Here is a 17,315-nt window from a genome sequence, read left to right as displayed (position 1 = left end):
CCGGTCGGTAACCCCGATCGGTGGCCTCGGTGCTGCCCCGTTCCCCCGGGTTCGTCTCACACCGCCTGGACCGGCCGGTTGTGGTCACCGCGGCCCCACGTCGCCATCCGGTGCGCCTGCGTGGGCGCGACCAGCAGCACCGGGCAGTCGGCGTCGCGCAGCACGGCGCGGGCCACCGGGCCCAGGTGGGAGCCGAGCGGGATGACCGGGTCGTGGCGTCCGACCACGATCAGGTCCGAGCGGTGGGAGGCCTCGATCAGGGCGTCGGCAGGCTTGCCGTGCCGGACGTCGATCTCGACCGGCACGTCGTAGTCGCCCTGGAGCTTGCTCAGCACCCCCTCGATCTCGTGGCGGGCCCGGGCCGACCACTCCTCCTGGACCGCGGGGCTCGGCACCTCGTCGTAGCCGGAGGGGATCCACCAGGTGTGCACGATGTTGACCGTCGCGCCGCGGGAGCGGCCGGCGTGCAGCGCCTTGCGCAGGATCGAGCGGCTGTGGTCGGGCACGTCGAGTCCGACGGTCACCCGCTTGTCGCCGAACTCGGTCCACCCGTCGGGCACCGAGACCACCGGCACGTGAGCCCGGGCGGCCACGCCGCTGGAGATCGACCGGGTGACGACCCGGCGCAGCACGTTGCTGGGCCGGCGCCCCAGCACGACCAGGCCGGCGTCGATGCTCGCGTCGACGACCGCGTCGACCGCCGATCCGTGCACGAGCGAGCTGGTCACCAGGGCCGCCCCGTCCAGCATCACCTCAGCTCGCGCGGCCGCCAGCCGCAGCGTCGCCGTGCCCAGGTGGTCGGCCCGGTCCAGTTCTTTCGGGTCCGGGCGGGGGCCACTCGGCGTCACGTCGACCGCGTGCACCAGGTGCAGGCCGCAACCTCCGCGACGGGCCTCCGTCGCGGCGAACCTCAGGGCGGACTCGGAGCCGTCACGGGCGACCGCGACGACGACAGGTCGGGGCGTGTGGTCGATCATGGTTCCTCCCGGATTGGTGCTCTCACGCTCCCGCATCGCCGAGACCGGGCGTAGGGACCAAAGTGCCCGGGTCGCGGGTCGCGGGTCACTGGGGCCGGCGCCCCTCACCAGGGGGCCACCGGGCTGCTCGCGGGCGGCAGCATGGCCATCGACCGCCGGTCCTCGGCGCCCGCCACCGGTCTAGCGCATCGCCTGTTCCACTGCGGTCGACGTCGGGTGGATCTCCCGTTTGCCCAGGTCACCACGGGCTATCCGACCCGAGGGAGAAGTTTTACTTTCTTTGTGCATAAAACCTCTCAGGTGGACTTAGGTTAAGGCGCGGATACATCCAACAGACTGCGGTGCGTGCTCGGGATCGCACCCTTCGGGGGAGGGGAACCACGTGCAAACGCGACGCGTGCACAGTAGGAAGTTCACAGGGCTGGTGGCCCTGGCTGCCGCAGTCGGCGCCATGGCCCTGCCAGGTATGACCATCAGCAGCGCCTCGGCGGCGGGGGCGCACAGCCACAACGTGATCAGCAAGGTCGAGCAGAAGTCCCTCACGATCGCCGGGCTGACGTCGAGCGGGGAACTCACGGTCGGCTGCCCGACCAACTACTACGCCATCGACGGCGGCTTCGTGCTCGACTCCGTCGACACCGGCGGCGAAGTCAGCGACGTGAACGTTCGACTCAGCGCACCGACGACGGGTTTCTCGGGTTGGCGCGTCGACGTCGTCAACGACAACCCCGTGCCCGCCCAGGGCAAGGTACAAGTCACTTGCGTCAGCAAGACCACCGCGAAGGCCGGACCGGACGGCCACGTGCACACGATGAGCATTCCGGTGCAGCAGACCTCCACGTTCTCGAGTGCATCTGTTTGGGGCCACAGCGATCCCGAGGGGACCTTCACGACGAACTGTCCGGCCAACACCATCGCCACCGGTCCGGTCTTCGAGTTCCACCAGGGTTCCGCCACTCTTAACCGGCTGAGCCTGGACGGTGCGAAGCTCACGATGTCAATGCTCGCGAACGAGGCGTCCAAGACCTTCACCGGCGCTGTCTGCGTCGACCCGGCCCTCGCGCCAGATCAGTACCTGGTCTTCGAGAATCTCGTCGTGCAGGACACGCTCACAGTTCCTGAGAACCGGTTCGCCGACATGACTCTGACCTGCCCCGATGGCGGCACCGCCGCCAGCATCGAGTTCTCCACCGAACCGGGCGTGCTCTACGTCGGCAACGACCACCGGATCAACGCCCGAGCCCCTCGGTACTACAACGACACCGATGACACGGATGTCGTCAAGGACTTCGGTGTCCTCTGCATCGGGGCCCGCACAGGCACCAGTCCCACGCCGCTGACCTTCGCGGTGTCGCCCACGGTGACCAAGGCGTCGTCGGGCAAGTACATCATCGCCAGCGTCGAATGCTCCTCGGGCTGCAAGATCAAGGCGCGCCTCAAGGGCAACCAGACCGTCGGCAACGCCGGCCCGGGCCGCTTCTACAAGGGCACCACCATCGCCTACGGCAAGGGCAAGACGACCGCCGGTGGCACCGCCACCGTGCGCCTGGTCGTGAAGTCCAGGTTCCGTGACACCGTCAAGAACAACGCGTTCTCGGCGGTCCTGCACGTCACTGTCGCCGGCGAGACGATCACCCAGACCGTGAATGTTCCCTGATCAACCGCACCACAGCGGGCCCATCCCTCCGGGGGTGGGCCCGCTGTCGCATTCCGGGCCTGTCCGCCGGATACCGTGACCCGGTGACCACTCCCCCGTCCTCACCGGCGTTCCGGGTCGGCTTCGTCACCGGCGCCACCCCCGACAAGTGGGCCGGGGTGTGGCGGGAGCGGCGGCGCGAGCCGCTCGAGCTGGTGCCGGTCGACCAGGAGCATCAGGAGGCCGGGCTGCGCGACGGCAGCCTCGACATGTGCCTGGTGCGGCTGCCGGTCGACCGCGACGGGCTGCACCTGATCCCGCTCTACGAGGAGCAGCCGGTCGTGGTGGTCGGCAAGGAGCACCTGGTCACGGCGGCCGACGAGGTCGCCCTCGACGACCTGAGCGAGGAGCAGTTGGTGCTCCCCCACCCGTCCGGGTGGACGCCGTCGGTGCCGCAGTTGGACTGGCCGGCGATGTCGGCCAAGGACGCCGTCGAGGTGGTCGCGAGCGGCACCGGGGTGGCGATCGTGCCGATGTCGGTGGCCCGGCTCTACTCCCGCAAGGACGTCACCTACCGGCCGGTGACCGACCTCCCGCCGACCACCGTCGGCCTGGCCTGGCTGGTCGAGCACGACGACGAGCGCACCCAGGCGTTTGTCGGGGTCGTCCGCGGACGCACCGCCCGCAGCTCCCGAGGCTGACCGCTCCCGGGGTTCCGCCGACCCGTCACCGATTCCCGCCGTCTCTCGGCGTGTCGGTGAACGATCGACGGCTCGGCGATCACCAGGACGTCGACAGCGGCCGGCCCTCGTGGAACCCGGCCGCGGACTGGACCCCGACCACCGCGCGCTCGTGCAGCTCACCGAGCGTGCGGGCTCCGGCGTACGTGCACGCCGAGCGGAGGCCCGAGCAGATCTGGTCGATGAGGTCCTCGACACCGGGGCGCTGCGGGTCGAGGTACATCCGCGAGGACGAGATGCCCTCCTCGTAGAGGCCCTTGCGGGCCCGCTCGTAGGCCGATTCGGTGGTGGTGCGGTTCGCGACGGCACGGGCCGAGGCCATGCCGAACGAGACCTTGAACGCCTTGCCGGACGGGTCCTGCATCAGGTCGCCGGGCGACTCGTGGGTGCCGGCGAACCACGACCCGACCATCACCGCCGAGGCGCCGGCGGCCAGGGCCAGCGCCACGTCGCGCGGGTGCCGGACGCCGCCGTCGGCCCAGACGTGCTTGCCGAGCTTCCGCGCCGCCGCGGCGCACTCGAGCACCGCGGAGAACTGCGGGCGGCCGACCCCGGTCATCATCCGGGTGGTGCACATCGCGCCCGGTCCGACACCGACCTTGACGATGTCGGCCCCGGCCTCGACCAGCGCCCGCACCCCCTCGGCCGAGACCACGTTGCCGGCCACCACGGGGACCGCGGGGTCGACCGACCGCACCGCGGCGAGCGCCTCCAGCATCCGGTCCTGGTGCCCGTGCGCGGTGTCCACGACCAGCAGGTCGATGCCGGACTCCACCAGCGCGGCGGTCTTCGCCGCGACGTCGCCGTTGACGCCGACCGCCGCCGCGATGCGCAACCGGCCCTGCTCGTCCACCGCCGGGCCGTAGAGCGTGGCCCGGAGCGCCGCGGTGCGGGTCAGCACCCCCACCAGCGAGCCGTCCGAGGCGACCGCCACGGCCAGCGGCGCCTTCGCGGAGTCCAGTGCGTCGAAGGCGATGCGGGGATCGGTGTCGGCGGCGATCGTGACCGGGGCGGGGTTCATCACCTGACGCACCTGCGCGAACCGGTCGACGTCAGCGCAGTCGTCCTCGGTCACCACGCCGACCGGCCGGCCCCCGTCGACCACCACGGCGGCCCGATGAGCGCGCTTGGGGATCAGCGCCAGGGCCTCGGCGACGGTCTGGTGCGGGTGCAGCTCGATGGGCGTGTCGTGCACCAGGTGGCGCGACTTCACCCACCGCACCACGTCTGCCACCACCGGCAGCGGGATGTCCTGCGGCACCACCACCAGGCCGCCGCGGCGGGCGACGGTCTCGGCCATCCGCTTGCCCGCGATCGCGGTCATGTTGGCCACGACGAGCGGGATCGTGGTGCCGGAGCCGTCGGCGGTGGCGAGGTCGACGTCGTGCCGGCTGCCGATGCCGGAGTGCCGCGGCACCATGAAGACGTCGTCGTAGGTCAGGTCGTGCGCGGGCGCCGCGCCGTGGAGGAACTGCACGTGGGCCGAATCTACGCGTCCGGGCACGATCGCGCCGAACCCCGGAGCAACCCGACAGTCGATGACTCCGATCACGGCAGGGGTCCGACCGGCCTGTCCCGACACCTGGCTCTCCTGGTTCTCCTACGGTGGTCCCATGGCCTTCTTGGACCCCGGTGACCCCGTCGAGCTCAGCTCCGCCACCCGCGCCGGATTCCGCGCCCGCTACGGCGCCGACGCCGCGCTCGTGGCCCGGGCCCCCGGCCGGGTGAACCTGATCGGCGAACACACCGACTACAACGCCGGGCTCTGCCTCCCGGTCGCGCTCCCCCACGCCACGTACGCCGCGGTGGCGCGCCGCGCCGACGACCGGGTGCGGGTGGCCTCGCTCGAGGCCGACGACACCTGGGAGGGCACCATCGCCGGAGCCGGGCCGGGCGGCGCCACCGGCTGGGCGGCCTACGCCGCGGGCGTGTTGTGGGCGATGCGGGAGGCCGGCCACGACGTGCCGGGCGTCGACGTGCTGGTGCACGGCACCGTGCCGCTCGGCGCCGGGCTCTCCAGCTCGGCGGCACTGGAGTGCTCGGTCGCCGTGGCCGTCGCCGCGCTGACCGGGCGCGAGCTCGACCTCGAGACCCGCCGCGCGCTGGTGCCGCTGTGCATGCGCGCCGAGTCCGAGGTCGCGGGCGCCCCCACCGGCGGCATGGACCAGACCGTGGCCCTGCTGGCGGAGCCCGGCACCGCGCTGCTGCTCGACTTCGGCGACGACTCGAACCGGGCCGTGCCGCTCGGACTCGAGGACGCCGAGCTGACACTGCTGGTCACCGACACCCGGGTCTCGCACGCGCTGCACGACGGCGGGTACGGCGACCGGCGCGCGGAGTGCGAGGCCGCCGCCGCCGCCCTGGGCGTCGCGTCGCTACGCGAGGCCGAACTGTCCGCCGTGGAGGCGCTCGACGACGATCTGCTCCGCCGCCGGGCCCGGCACATCGTCACCGAGAACGACCGGGTCGCGGCCACCGTGACGGCGTTGGGCGAAGGAGACTGGAACGCCGTGGGCCGGCTCCTGCTGGCCTCGCACGTCTCGATGCGCGACGACTTCGAGATCTCCTGCGACGAGCTCGACACGGTCGTCACCACCGCGGTCGAGGCGGGAGCGCTCGGCTCCCGGATGACCGGAGGCGGGTTCGGCGGGTCCGCGGTGTCGCTGGTGCCGCTGGCCCGGCTGGACGCCGTGATGAGAGCCGTCGACACGGCCTTCGTCGCCGCGGGCTTCCGGCCTCCGGCCCACCTGCAGGTGGACCCGGCCGCACGCGCCGAGCTGGTGCCGTAGGGGGTCCCGGCCTCGGCGCCTCCTAGAGTGGGTCCGTGCCCGAGAGGCCGCTCTCCCGTCCCGATGCCGCACCGGTCCTGCTGGCGCTGCCCTTCACCGGCCGCTGGCGGTCGATCAACAGTCCCGCACGGCGGGTACCCAGCCACGGCACCGACCTGTGGGGTGAGCGCTACGCCATCGACTTCGTCGCCGTGGACGAGGCCGGGCGCAGCGCGGCCCGCGACTGGCGCAGCAGGTGGGGCTCCGAGCCCGCCGACCGCTTCGTCGGCTTCGGCCGCCCGGTCCTGGCACCGGCCGACGGCGTCGTCGCCTCGGTCCACGACGGGGAGTCCGACCACGAGGCCCGGCGGTCCCAGCTCGCCCTGCTGCGGTACGCCGCGGGCCAGCGGGCCCGGCTGCGGCTGGGGGTCGCCGCGATCGCCGGGAACCACGTCGTCCTGGCGTTGCCCGGTCAGGCCGGCTTCGTGGCGCTGGCCCACCTGCGCGCCAGCTCACTCCTGGTGCGCCCCGGTGACCGAGTGGCTGTCGGCCAGCCGATCGCCGAGTGCGGCAACTCGGGCAACTCCACCGAGCCTCATCTGCACCTCCAGGTCATGGACGCCGTCGATCCGACCGTCGCCCGGGGGCTGCCGATCGCCTTCGCATGCTTCGTCGAGTGGCCGGCTCGACGAGGGGCCCCTGCGAATCGGTTGGCGGGGCTCCCCGGTGAAGGGTCCGTCGTCGCACCGATGTCGGGCTGAGCCTGCCGACGTGGGTCAGCCGCTGGTCGCGGCCACGCCGATCCGGCCGCTGCGGAACGCCTCGACGAAGAGCGCGTGGTCGGCGCGCACGCGCTCGGCGTACTCCACGGCGAAGTCGGCCAGCCAGTCGCGCAACTCGGCCTGCCGCTCCCCCACGGCCTCGACGATCGCGTCCTCGACCTGGAAGTCGACCAGGTCCTCCTCGCTGTCCTCGTCGGAGGCGCAGTGGACCTTGGCGGTCGCCCGGCCGAGCAGCCCGACCACCTGCCGGATCTGCTCGGGCTCGATGAGCGCGCTCCAGTCGAGGTCCACCTCGTAGGGCGACAGCTCCGAGACCAGGTAGCCGACACCGTCGATCTCGGTGTGGCCCAGGAGCGGGTCGGTGTGCGCCTGCAGCGCGCGCTGGCTCACGACGGTGCGGTGAGCCTGGTTGTCGAAGTGCTCGTCGACGGTCGTGGTGTCGACGAACCGGCTCACCGCGGGCACGCCTGCCTGCTTCATCGACAGCACCACGTCGTCGTCGAGGGCCTGGCTGTAGCCCTCGATGAGCAGGTTGAAGGCAGGCAGGCCGGCGCTGCCGATGCCGAACCCGGACTTGCCGACCACGTCGCGCAGGTCGTAGAAGAGCTCGCGCCGCATCCGCTTGGGCTCGGGGATGCTCTCGACGAAGCGTGCGTACGCCGCGACGACGGCCTCGCGCTCCTCGTCGTCGAGCCTGCGGGTGCTGCCGTCGTCGCGAAGCCTGCGAACTCCGTCGACCGGCACCGTCAGGTCGTCCAACAGGTCGGCGCGGCGCCGGCCGCGGGCCTGCACCAGCGCCTCGTGCACCGGCCCCTCGGTGTTGTCGAGGTGGAGCGCGAACTCCTGCCCGATGTCGCGGGAGGCACCGTCCGTCTCCGCCGCCGCCCGTCGGTACGCCGCCACCTGGTCGAGGTAGGCATCGACGTAGACGCCGACCAGGTCGCGGACGTCGTCTTCGGGCAGCGCCTTCTGCCAGCCCAGCACCGCCAGCGAGGCCACGAATCGCTGGAGGTCCCAGGTGAAGCGTCCCAGGTAGGCCTCGTCGAAGTCGTTGACGTCGAACACGAGCCGCCCGTCGGAGGCGAGGTAGGTGCCGAAGTTCTCGGCGTGCAGGTCGCCGTGCACCCAGATCCGGCCGGCGCGACCGGTGGCGAACGGGTCCTCACGGCCCGTGACGTCGGCGTAGAAGACGCAGGCGGTGCCCCGGTAGAACGAGTGGGGGTCGGCGGCCATCTTGCGGTACTTGCCGCGGAACGCCACCGGATCGGCCTCCTGCAGCGCGGCGAACGCCTCGGTGATCGCGGCGACCAGGAGGTCGGCGCGGTCGGTGGCGCTCACCGGGCCACCCCGCCGGTGGTCCGCCGTCGGGATCGCCGTCCCCCGGGGGCTGCTCGGTGGGTCACCGGAGACGTCCGCGTCACTCGCATGCCGCTCAGGTACCCAGGCCGGGCCGACAGGTGCGGTCTGGGTGCGGATACTCAGCCGGAGTTGGGCCGACGCACGGATCCGCCGCCGGCCGTGGCCCGGCAGGCTCGAGCCATGAGCACTCCAAACCTTCCCAAGAACACCACCGCCTTCTACGCCCAGGCCGGCATCTCCTTCGCCATCGCCCTGGTGACCCTGCTGTTCGCGATCCTCTACCTGCCGGTGGATCCGTGGATCCGGGCCTTCCTCGCGGTCAGCACCCTGTTCCTGACCACGTCGAGCTTCACGCTGGCCAAGTGCGTGCGCGACGCGCAGGAGAGCACGTCTGTGGCCAGCCGGCTCGACCAGGCACGCGTCGACAAGCTGCTCGCCGAGCACGACCCCTTCCGGGCGGTCTCCTGATCGGGCCCGACGGCCGGGCCCGGACCGTCGGGGTGCGGCGGGTCACGGCGTGCCCACGCCGGTATCGGGGTACGGACCACCGGGCGGTCGCGCACCACCGGTGCGTGCTTGACTGCATCATCGGAGCAGAACCTCCCCGGAGCCGCCCGGCCCGACAGCCGGCGGAACCCGACCCCCGCTGGTGACCTCCACGACCGAAGGGAAGCACGACGTGGCCCGCAAGAACCCGCTCGGCAAGATCAAGGACGCGGCTCTCGAGACGCTCAGGGACCCCATCGGCACCGCCGGGAAGGCGGTGGGTCAGGCCCGAGAGACCGCCGAGCTGGGCAAGTTGGTCGCCGGGCAGGTGACCAAGTCCGCCGCCGGCACCGCCGCCAAGAGCGCCGGGGTGGTCACCTCGCTGGTCCCCGGCCGCAAGCCGTCCCCCGCGCCGAGGCCGGCCGCGCCCACGCCGGCAGCCCCCAAGCCCGCGGTCCCCACCGAGGGCTCGCGCAAGGTGCACGGCGACCCGCTCGAGCCGGCCGCGCGCGCGGCGGTCGCCGACGCCGCGCCGGCCGCGGCCACGAGCAAGAAGGCCACCGCCAAGAAGGCCCCGGCCAAGAAGACGCCGCCGGCCAAGAAGGCCGCTGCGACCAAGGCGCCGGCCAAGAAGGCGACCAAGGCTCCGGAACCGGTGAACGTGACCCGCGAGTTGGGCCTCGACGAGGCGCCGGTCCAGAAGAACCCGGCCGCCAAGAAGGCCGCGAAGACCCCCGCCGAGCCCGCGACCGGCATCGACGCCGCCGCGACCGCGGTCGAGGTCGACGTGACGCCTGCCGACGTCGCCGAGCAGGTCGCCAAGAAGGCTCCCGCGAAGAAGGCACCTGCCAAGAAGGCACCCGCGAAGAAGGCTCCCGCCAAGAAGGCGGCTGCTCCGAGCAAGGCATCGACGAAGGCTCCGGCCAAGAAGTCTGCGCCCGGCGCGAAGCTGCCGCCTCGGAAGGCACCGGCCCAGCCGCCCGCCTCGCCGGCCGGCCAGCCGACGGAGCCGGCCGCCGCGGCCGGCGGCTCCACCGAGCCGCTGGTGGACCCCGCGACCACCAAGGCGGTCGCCAGCGAGCAGGCCCAGCTCAGCGCCGCGGCCGACACCGAGAAGGGCTGACCCGCCCGCACGACACACGACGAGGGCCCGGGAGCATCGCTCCCGGGCCCTCTTCGCGTCTGTTGCCGACCTACCTCAGCTCGGCGCTGGTGAGACCCAGCACCCGGCGGGCCACGATCAGCTGCTGAATCTGCTGGGTGCCCTCGAAGATGTCGAGGATCTTGGAGTCCCGGGCCCACTTCTCGAGCAGCTCGCCCTCCCGGTAGCCCACCGACCCGGCGAGCTCCACGCAACCCAGGGTGATGTCGCTGCCGACCCGGCCCGCCTTCGCCTTGGCCATCGACGCCTCCAGCGAGTTGGGCTTGCGGTTGTCGGCCATCCAGGCGGCCTGCAGCATCAGCAGCCGCGCACCCTCCCAGTCGGCCTCCATCTGCAGCAGCCGGGCGGCTGCCGCCGACTGGGTGTGTGCCGGGCGGTCGTAGTCGACGACGACCCCGGCCTGCTCGAGCAGGTCGCGGGTCAGGTCGAGCGACGCCCGGGCGCAGCCGACGGCCATCGACGCGACGAGGGGACGGGTGTTGTCGAAGGTCGCCATCGCGCCCGCGAAGCCCTGCTTGGTGTCGATCTCCGGCGACCCGAGCAGGTTCTCGGCCGGCACCCGGCAGTCCTCGAAGATGATGGTGGCGGTGTCGGAGGAGCGGATGCCCAGCTTGTGCTCCAACCGCTCCACCCGCATGCCGGGCGTGCCCTTGGGCACCACGAACGACTTGATGGCGGCGCGCCCGAGGTCACGGTCGAGGGTCGCCCACACCACGACGGCGTCGCAGCGGTCGCCGGCGGTGACGAAGATCTTCTCGCCGTTGAGGACGTAGGCGTCGCCGTCCTTGACCGCGGTGGTCTTGATGTTCGCGGAGTCGGAGCCGGTGCCGGGCTCGGTGATCGCCATCCCGGCCCAGACGCCCTCGAACCTCTTCGCCTGCTCCTCGTTGGCCACGCTGGCGATGGCCGAGTTCCCGAGCCCCTGCCGGGGCATCGAGAGCAGCAGGCCGACGTCGCCCCAGCACATCTCGGCGATCGACATGACCGAGGCCAGGTTCGAGCCGTTGCGGACGCCGCCGGCCTCGCGCTCGTCCTCTTCACGCCGCACGCCGGCCGCACCGGCCCCCTCGGCGGCGCCGGACTCGGACAGCCCGTCGATCATCGCCGCCAGCATGTCGAGCTCCTTGGGATAGGCGTGCTCGGCCTGGTCGTACTTGCGCGAGATCGGGCGCAGCATGTTCATCGCGACCTGGTGGGCCTGGCCCGCCAGCGCACGGAACTTCTTCGGGTCGTCGAGGTTGATCATGCGTGGTCCTCACGGTGTGGTGAGCGGAAGCCGCGGAGCGGCGGAAGCGGGCAGCAGCGTGGGGTGTTCACACCAGCACCGTCCCTTCCATCACGCCGATGGCCCGCAGGTCGCGGTACCACCGCTCGACCGGGTGCTCCTTGACGAAGCCGTGGCCGCCGAGCAGCTGCACGCCGTCGAGGCCGATCTGCATGCCCTTGTCGGCGCAGAGCTTGCGGGCCAGGGCCACCTCGCGGGCGAACTCCTTGCCCTGTGCTGCCCGGGACGCGGCCTTGTAGGTCAGCAGCCGCATCGCCTGCAGCTCGATGGCGATGTTGGCGACCATGAACGCCACCGACTGGCGGTGGGCGATCGGCTCGCCGAACGCCTCCCGCTCCTTGACGTAGGGCGTGACGTAGTCGAGGACGGCCTGGCCGGTGCCGACGGCCAGCGCACACCAGGCCAGGCGGGACAGCCGCACGCACTCGGCGTACGTCGTGCCGTCGGCCGCGCCGAGCAGCGCGTCGGCCGGCACGGTGGCTCCCTCGAGGCGCAGCGTGGTCATCGAGGCGGCGCGCACGCCCATCGCGGGGTCGGCCTCGACGGTCAGCCCCGGGGTCGACGACTCGACCAGGAGCAGCACGGGGTTGCCCTCGAGCTCGGCGCCGACCACGAACAGTTCGGCCTCGGCGCCACGGGGGACCAGGCCCTTCACCCCGTCGATCACGAAGCCGTCGTCGGTGCGCCGGGCCGTGGTGCTGGGGCGGAGGACGTCGAAGAGCACGGTGGGCTCGTTGAGCGCCAGCGCCGCGGCGGGGACGCCCTCGCCGCCTGGCCCGTCGCCGGTGAACGCCGGCAGGTAGGTCTGCTGCTGCTGTTCGGAGCCCCACAGCGCGATCGCGGTGGCCACCGAGCCGGGGGCCAGGATCGCGATCGCGAGGCCCATGTCGCCGCGGGCGAGCGCCTCGGCGACCAGCGTGCCGGCCATGGCCGAGCGCTCCTCGGAGATGCCACCGAGCGCCTCCGGGACCCCGAGCGAGGGCAGGCCGACCTCGAGCGCGGCCTTGAGCACGGCCTCGGGGGCGGCGCAGGCCTCGTCGGCCTCCGCGGCGGCCGGCCGGACCAGCTCGTCGGCGAGCTCGGTGACCACGTCGACGAGCATCTGCTCGTCCTCGGTGGGGGTCAGGTCGAACACGCCGCTCTTCGGCGCGGGTGCCACGCGCTCGCCCGGGGCACCGGAGCGTCCGCGCTTCGAGAACGCCCGGCTCGCCCGGGTGGCGGTGGCGAACCCGCCGCGGGTGACGGTGAAGACCGCCTGCTCGGTCTGCTTGCGCAGCCCGATCCGGTCGAGCACGTCGCTCTGGGCGAGTCGGTTCAGGGCGGCGACCGCGAGCCCGATCGGGTCGCGGCTCTCCTTGGAGGACAGGCCGTGCCGGCCTCCTGGTCTGAGGCTGCTGGTCAAGGACATGGGAGAAAATGTAACTCCTAGTTACACCATGCGCTACAGGCAGTCTCGTGGGCCGGGTCACAGCCCGTCGTTCCCGCGCCCGACCGCGGAGTCCGGCATGGGGACTTCGTTAGGCTTCCCTCATGCCGGCCCAGCCCCCTCACGCGCCCCACGGCCCGCTGCCCACCGGCGGACGCGTCCGCCCGATGACCCGCTGGGGCACCCCGGTGATGCACCGCCCGCAGCAGCGCGTGACGGCGTACGACGCGCAGCTGCGCGAGCTGGTCGCCGACATGGTGGCGACGATGTACGCCGCCGACGGGGTCGGCCTGGCCGCCTGCCAGATCGGCGTCGACCTGGCGGTGTTCGTCTTCGACTGCCCCGACGCCACCGGGGCGCACACGGTCGGGGTGGTGTGCAACCCCGAGCTGACGCTGCCCGAGGTCAGGGAGCGGCGGCTCGACGAGGACGAGGAGGGGTGCCTGTCGTTCCCGGGCGCCTTCATCGCCTGCGCGCGTCCCGACACGGCCACGGTCACCGGGACCGGCCTCAACGGCGAGCCGGTCACGTTCACCGGCGACGGGCTGCTCGCGCGCTGCCTGCAGCACGAGACCGACCACACTCACGGCGTGGTCTTCGGCGACCGGCTGCCGACCAAGGCCCGCAAGAAGCTGCAGAAGCAGCACGACAAGCTGGCCGAGGACTACCCCGCCGACTGGCCGGCCTGAGCGTCATGTGGGCCAGCTGCGACGCGGGGCACACGCATTGGGGGCGGCACGGCGCGGCCGGCGTCCTGGTGCGCCACGCGCCTGAGACCGGCCCGGCCCGCTACCTGCTGCAGCATCGCGCTCGCGGGGTGCACCACGGCGGCACGTGGGGCGTGCCGGGCGGCGCCGTCGAGCGCGGCGAGACCCCCGAGCAGGCGGCCTGGCGGGAGGCCTGGGAGGAGCTCGGGCTGCGACCCGACGGGCTCCGGCCGGTGGGCAGCCACCTCGACGACCACGGCGGCTGGAGCTACCACACGCTCGTGGTCGACTCCCCCACCGCGTTCCCGGCCCGCGGGCTCAACTTCGAGACCGGCCCCGACGGCTGCCGCTGGTTCACCGCCCACGAGGTCGGCGCCGTCACGCTGCACCCCGGTCTGGCCGCCGCCTGGCCGCACCTCATGCGCCTCGCCCCCTGACGCCGAGGAGTCACTGATTCCCGCCGTTTCGCGGCGTGTCGATGAACCGTTGACGCCTCGGTGGCACAGGACACACTCCCGGCCCATTGGGGACCTTGGTCCCCCCGTGATCCGGCACCGGGCTGCCTAGCATCGACGCGTCGGGCGCCGGGCCCGGCGAGAGAGAGGAGCCCGCCATGCGCAGACTCATAGCCGCATCCGCCCTGTTCACCCTGCCTGCGCTCGTCCTCCTGGCCGGTTGCTCCGGCGAGGAGGACGAGCCGGCCGCCGGCGCACCGCCGGCGAGCGCCGCCGACCAGGTGCTGGCCGACTACGACCTCGACGGCCTGCCCGGCGACGAGGTCGTCGACCGGCTGGACCGGATGCCGGTGAGCGAGCGACCGGGCGACCTGATGGCATCGGTGCGCGACGACCAGCTGCTCCTCAACGAGGGCGGTGACGACGAGGCGACGGTGGACCTGCCCGACGACAAGTTCTACCTCTCGGTCGCGCCCTACGTCGACCAGACCCACGACTGCTACTTCCACAGCCTGACCACCTGCAAGGGCGAGCTGGGTGGCGAGGAGGTCACGGTGACGATCACCGACGACGCCGGCGAGGTGCTCGTCGAGGAGACCACCGAGGTCTTCGACAACGGGTTCGTGGGCTTCTGGCTGCCCGACGACGTCACGGGCACCGTCGAGGTCACCTACGAGGGCCGCACCGGCGAGGTCCCGTTCGCGACCGGCGACGAGGACCCCACCTGCCTGACCACGCTGCAGCTCGCGTAGCACCCGGGCCGTACGCCGCGCCGCGGAGGCGCTGGGTCAGCGCCGGGCGGTGACGTAGCAGGCGACCGCGGTGGCGGCCGCGACGTTGAGTGAGTCGATCCCCTCGGCCATCGGGATGATCGCCCGGCGATCGGCCGACTGCTCCCAGCGTGGCGAGAGCCCGTGGCCCTCCGAGCCGAGCACGAGCGCGACCCGGTCGAGCCCGGCGACGGCCTCCTCGACGGGGGTGGCGTCGTCGGCGAGCGTGAGGGCCACGGTGGTGAAGCCGGCCGCCGACAGCGCCGGGAGCGCGTCGTACCAGTCGGGCAGGCGGGTCCACGGCAGTCGGAACACGGCGCCCATCGCGACCTTGATCGAGCGACGGTAGAGCGGGTCGGCGCAGCGCGGTGAGAGCAGCACGGCGTCGAAGCCGAGCGCGGCTCCGGAGCGGAGGATCGCGCCGACGTTGGTGTGGTCGACGACGTCCTCGAGCACGAGCACCGATCGGGCGCCGGCGAGCACGGACTCGACCGACGGGAGCGGGCGGCGTTCGAGCGAGGCGAGCGCGCCGCGGTGCACGTGGAAGCCGGTGACCTGCTCGGCCATCGCCTCGGAGAGCACGTAGCAGGGGGCGTCGGTGCCGGCCAGGACGTCGGCGAGTCCGTCGAGCCACCGGGGTGCCATCAGGAACGAGCGGGGGCTGAAGCCGGCCTCGACGGCGCGGCGTACGACCTTCTCGCCCTCGGCGAGGAAGAGTCCGTGCTCGGCCTCGAGGGTCTTGCGCAGCTCGACGTCGCGCAGGTCACGGTAGTCGGCGAGACGCGGGTCGGTGGGGTCGGTGATCTCGACCAGGTCGGCCATCAGCGGCCGTAGTGGTCGGGGTGGGCGACCGCGACCACGCCGCCGACGACGATGATCGCCGGTGGCTTCACGGCCTCGCGTTCGAGGTCGGCGGCCAGGGTGCCGAGCGTGGAGAGCACGGTGCGCTGGGTCGCCATGGTGCCGTCGCAGACGACGGCGACCGGGGTGTCGGCGGGACGCCCCCCGTCGACCAGCGCCGCCGCGATGGCGGGGGCGTTCTGCACGGCCATCATCAGCACCAGGGTGCCCTGGAGACCGGCGACGGAGGGCCAGTGGGTCAGCGACTCGGGGTGCCCGGGCGGCAGGTGACCGGAGATGACGGTGAACTCGTGGGCCACGCCGCGGTGGGTGACGGGGATGCCGGCGACGGCGGGAACGGCGACGGGGCTGGTCAGCCCCGGGATGATCGTGACCGGCACCCCCGCCTCCCGGCAGGCCTGCACCTCTTCGAAGCCGCGGCCGAACACGAAGTTGTCGCCGCCCTTGAAGCGGACCACGCGCTTGCCTGCTTGGGCGCGGGCGACGATGACCCGGTTGATCTCCTCCTGCTGGGCCGAGCGGCCGCGGGGCAGCTTCGCCACGTCGATCAGCTCGACGTCGCTGGAGAGGTCGCCGAGCAGCTCGCGGGGGGCGAGTCGGTCGGCGACGACGACGTCGGCGGCCATCAGGGCCTTGCGGCCGGCGATCGACATCAGGTCGGGGTGCCCGGGGCCGCCGCCGACGAGCACGACGCCGGGAGTGGCGTCCCGGTCGTCGTGGTCGGCGAGCTTGCCCTCCCGGAGGCACTCGACGATCTCGTCGCGGAGCCGGGCGGAGCGGCGCGGGTCGCGGCTGCCGAGGACGGCGACGGTGACACCCTCGTGGCGGCCGACGGCCGGCGTCCAGGCTGTGGCGGCCGTGGCGTCGTCGGCGCGGACGCAGAAGGTACGACGGCGCTCGGCGCCGGCGCTGACCTGCTCGTTGACCCAGGGGTCGTTGGTGGCGGCGATGACGTACCACGCGTCGTCGAGGTCGGCGTCGTCGAAGCCCCTGGCGTGCCAGGTGATCTCGCCCGCACCGGCGAGCCCCTCGATGGCGGGGGTGACCTTCGGCGAGACCACGACGACGTCGGCGCCGCAGGCCAGCAGACCTGGCACGCGGCGCTGAGAGACGTGACCACCGCCGACCACGAGCACGCGTCGGCCGGCGAGCCGGAGTCCGGAGGGGTACGGCGGGAAGTCGTCCACGCGAGCATTCTTCCCGGTCGGCGCGGGTGGGCGATGGCGCCGGACCAGGGACCGGACTAGGTTGAGCGACGCGCCTCGGGCGGGTTAGGGCACCACCGTCCGGGGCACCGTCGGATCGCTCCCGCAGCGCGGGGCACCCCGACCTCCCGACCACCGAAGCATCCGCAGCGAAGGAGCACGATGAGCACCCTCGACCGGCCGGTCCACCCGAACCCCTACGACCTGCTCCCCCAGGTCCCGTCGTTCACGGTCACCAGCGACGACGTCGCGGACGGCCAGCCGCTGAAGGGCGACCAGGTCGCCGCCGAGGGCAACACCTCCCCGCAGCTGTCGTGGTCGGGCGCACCGGAGGGCACGAAGAGCTACACGGTGACCTGCTTCGACCCCGACGCCCCGACGCCCAGCGGCTTCTGGCACTGGGTCCTGGTCGACCTGCCGGCCGACTGCACCTCGCTGCCGGCCGGTGCCGGCGCCGCGGACGCCGAGCTGCCGGGCAGCGCGTTCATGTGCCGCAACGACGGCGGCGGCAAGGCGTTCATGGGCGCCGCTCCCCCGCCCGGCGACCAGGTGCACCGCTACTTCTTCGTCGTCCACGCGGTCACCGAGGACAGCCTCGGCGTCGACTCCGACGCCTCTGCCGCGGTCGTCTCGTTCAACCTGGCGTTCAAGACCGCCGGTCGGGCGATCCTGCACGGCACGTTCCAGCACTGACCC

The 17,315-nt window shown here is 72.7% G+C and carries 17 protein-coding genes; 10 read left to right on the top strand and 7 right to left on the bottom strand.

Annotated elements, in window-relative coordinates:
* Positions 1–56: 56 nt before the first annotated feature.
* A complete protein-coding gene (locus D6B71_RS01945) occupies positions 57–977 on the bottom strand; it encodes a universal stress protein (protein ID WP_164519496.1) in 921 nt (306 codons plus the stop codon).
* A gap of 424 nt (positions 978–1,401) precedes the next feature.
* Here D6B71_RS01945 and D6B71_RS01940 point away from each other — a divergent pair, with 424 nt between their 5' ends.
* A complete protein-coding gene (locus tag D6B71_RS01940; protein ID WP_121251436.1) occupies positions 1,402–2,634 on the top strand; it encodes a hypothetical protein in 1,233 nt (410 codons plus the stop codon).
* An 83-nt stretch (positions 2,635–2,717) separates the two neighbouring features.
* Positions 2,718–3,314, top strand: coding sequence for a LysR family substrate-binding domain-containing protein (locus tag D6B71_RS01935; protein WP_121251434.1), 597 nt, complete (start codon positions 2,718–2,720; stop codon positions 3,312–3,314).
* Between the two features lie 79 nt (positions 3,315–3,393).
* On the opposite strand, the gene D6B71_RS01930 is transcribed toward D6B71_RS01935, so the two are convergent.
* Complete coding sequence (locus D6B71_RS01930; protein ID WP_121251432.1) at positions 3,394–4,830, bottom strand: GuaB1 family IMP dehydrogenase-related protein; 1,437 nt, start codon at positions 4,828–4,830, stop codon at positions 3,394–3,396.
* Between the two features lie 136 nt (positions 4,831–4,966).
* Between D6B71_RS01930 and galK the strand changes: the two genes are divergently transcribed.
* Positions 4,967–6,142: a galactokinase gene (gene galK / locus D6B71_RS01925; protein ID WP_121251879.1), complete on the top strand. Its 1,176-nt coding sequence runs from the start codon at positions 4,967–4,969 to the stop codon at positions 6,140–6,142.
* Positions 6,143–6,177: 35 nt separating this feature from the next.
* Entirely contained in the window at positions 6,178–6,882 is a 705-nt protein-coding gene (locus tag D6B71_RS01920; RefSeq protein WP_121251430.1) for a M23 family metallopeptidase, read from the top strand.
* Between the two features lie 15 nt (positions 6,883–6,897).
* On the opposite strand, the gene D6B71_RS01915 is transcribed toward D6B71_RS01920, so the two are convergent.
* Positions 6,898–8,241, bottom strand: coding sequence for a DUF2252 domain-containing protein (locus D6B71_RS01915; protein WP_240640945.1), 1,344 nt, complete (start codon positions 8,239–8,241; stop codon positions 6,898–6,900).
* A 201-nt stretch (positions 8,242–8,442) separates the two neighbouring features.
* Between D6B71_RS01915 and D6B71_RS01910 the strand changes: the two genes are divergently transcribed.
* Positions 8,443–8,730 carry a YiaA/YiaB family inner membrane protein gene (locus D6B71_RS01910; protein WP_121251875.1) on the top strand — a complete coding sequence of 96 codons (288 nt, stop codon included), beginning with the start codon at positions 8,443–8,445 and terminating at the stop codon, positions 8,728–8,730.
* Positions 8,731–8,911: 181 nt separating this feature from the next.
* Positions 8,912–9,871: a hypothetical protein gene (locus D6B71_RS23010; protein ID WP_206051502.1), complete on the top strand. Its 960-nt coding sequence runs from the start codon at positions 8,912–8,914 to the stop codon at positions 9,869–9,871.
* 70 nt (positions 9,872–9,941) lie between these two features.
* Here D6B71_RS23010 and D6B71_RS01900 read toward each other — a convergent pair whose 3' ends face one another.
* Positions 9,942–11,156, bottom strand: coding sequence for an acyl-CoA dehydrogenase family protein (locus D6B71_RS01900; RefSeq protein WP_121251428.1), 1,215 nt, complete (start codon positions 11,154–11,156; stop codon positions 9,942–9,944).
* Positions 11,157–11,223: 67 nt separating this feature from the next.
* Entirely contained in the window at positions 11,224–12,603 is a 1,380-nt protein-coding gene (locus D6B71_RS01895) for an acyl-CoA dehydrogenase family protein (RefSeq protein WP_121251426.1), read from the bottom strand.
* A 122-nt stretch (positions 12,604–12,725) separates the two neighbouring features.
* Between D6B71_RS01895 and def the strand changes: the two genes are divergently transcribed.
* The 3 genes from def (at position 12,726) to D6B71_RS01880 (ending at position 14,535) form a co-directional block, all read left to right on the top strand.
* Entirely contained in the window at positions 12,726–13,310 is a 585-nt protein-coding gene (gene def, locus D6B71_RS01890) for a peptide deformylase (protein WP_121251424.1), read from the top strand.
* 5 nt (positions 13,311–13,315) lie between these two features.
* Positions 13,316–13,765, top strand: coding sequence for an NUDIX domain-containing protein (locus D6B71_RS01885; RefSeq protein ID WP_121251422.1), 450 nt, complete (start codon positions 13,316–13,318; stop codon positions 13,763–13,765).
* Between the two features lie 176 nt (positions 13,766–13,941).
* A complete protein-coding gene (locus tag D6B71_RS01880; RefSeq protein ID WP_121251420.1) occupies positions 13,942–14,535 on the top strand; it encodes a CueP family metal-binding protein in 594 nt (197 codons plus the stop codon).
* 36 nt (positions 14,536–14,571) lie between these two features.
* On the opposite strand, the gene D6B71_RS01875 is transcribed toward D6B71_RS01880, so the two are convergent.
* Together D6B71_RS01875 and cobA are read right to left on the bottom strand one after the other, a co-directional pair.
* Complete coding sequence (locus D6B71_RS01875) at positions 14,572–15,375, bottom strand: TrmH family RNA methyltransferase (RefSeq protein WP_121251418.1); 804 nt, start codon at positions 15,373–15,375, stop codon at positions 14,572–14,574.
* A complete protein-coding gene (gene cobA, locus D6B71_RS01870) occupies positions 15,375–16,601 on the bottom strand; it encodes a uroporphyrinogen-III C-methyltransferase (RefSeq protein ID WP_121251416.1) in 1,227 nt (408 codons plus the stop codon). Before cobA ends, D6B71_RS01875 begins: the two co-directional genes overlap by 1 nt.
* Positions 16,602–16,781: 180 nt before the next feature.
* Here cobA and D6B71_RS01865 point away from each other — a divergent pair, with 180 nt between their 5' ends.
* Positions 16,782–17,312 (top strand): YbhB/YbcL family Raf kinase inhibitor-like protein, encoded by a 531-nt coding sequence (locus D6B71_RS01865; RefSeq protein WP_121251415.1) that lies wholly within the window; start codon positions 16,782–16,784, stop codon positions 17,310–17,312.
* Positions 17,313–17,315 lie beyond the last annotated feature (3 nt).

It is taken from the genome of Nocardioides ferulae, assembly GCF_003660455.1.
Taxonomy (GTDB): Bacteria; Actinomycetota; Actinomycetes; order Propionibacteriales; family Nocardioidaceae; genus Nocardioides; species Nocardioides ferulae.
Note: the sequence above shows the minus strand (reverse complement) of the source record. Positions and strands in the feature narration are given on the sequence as shown.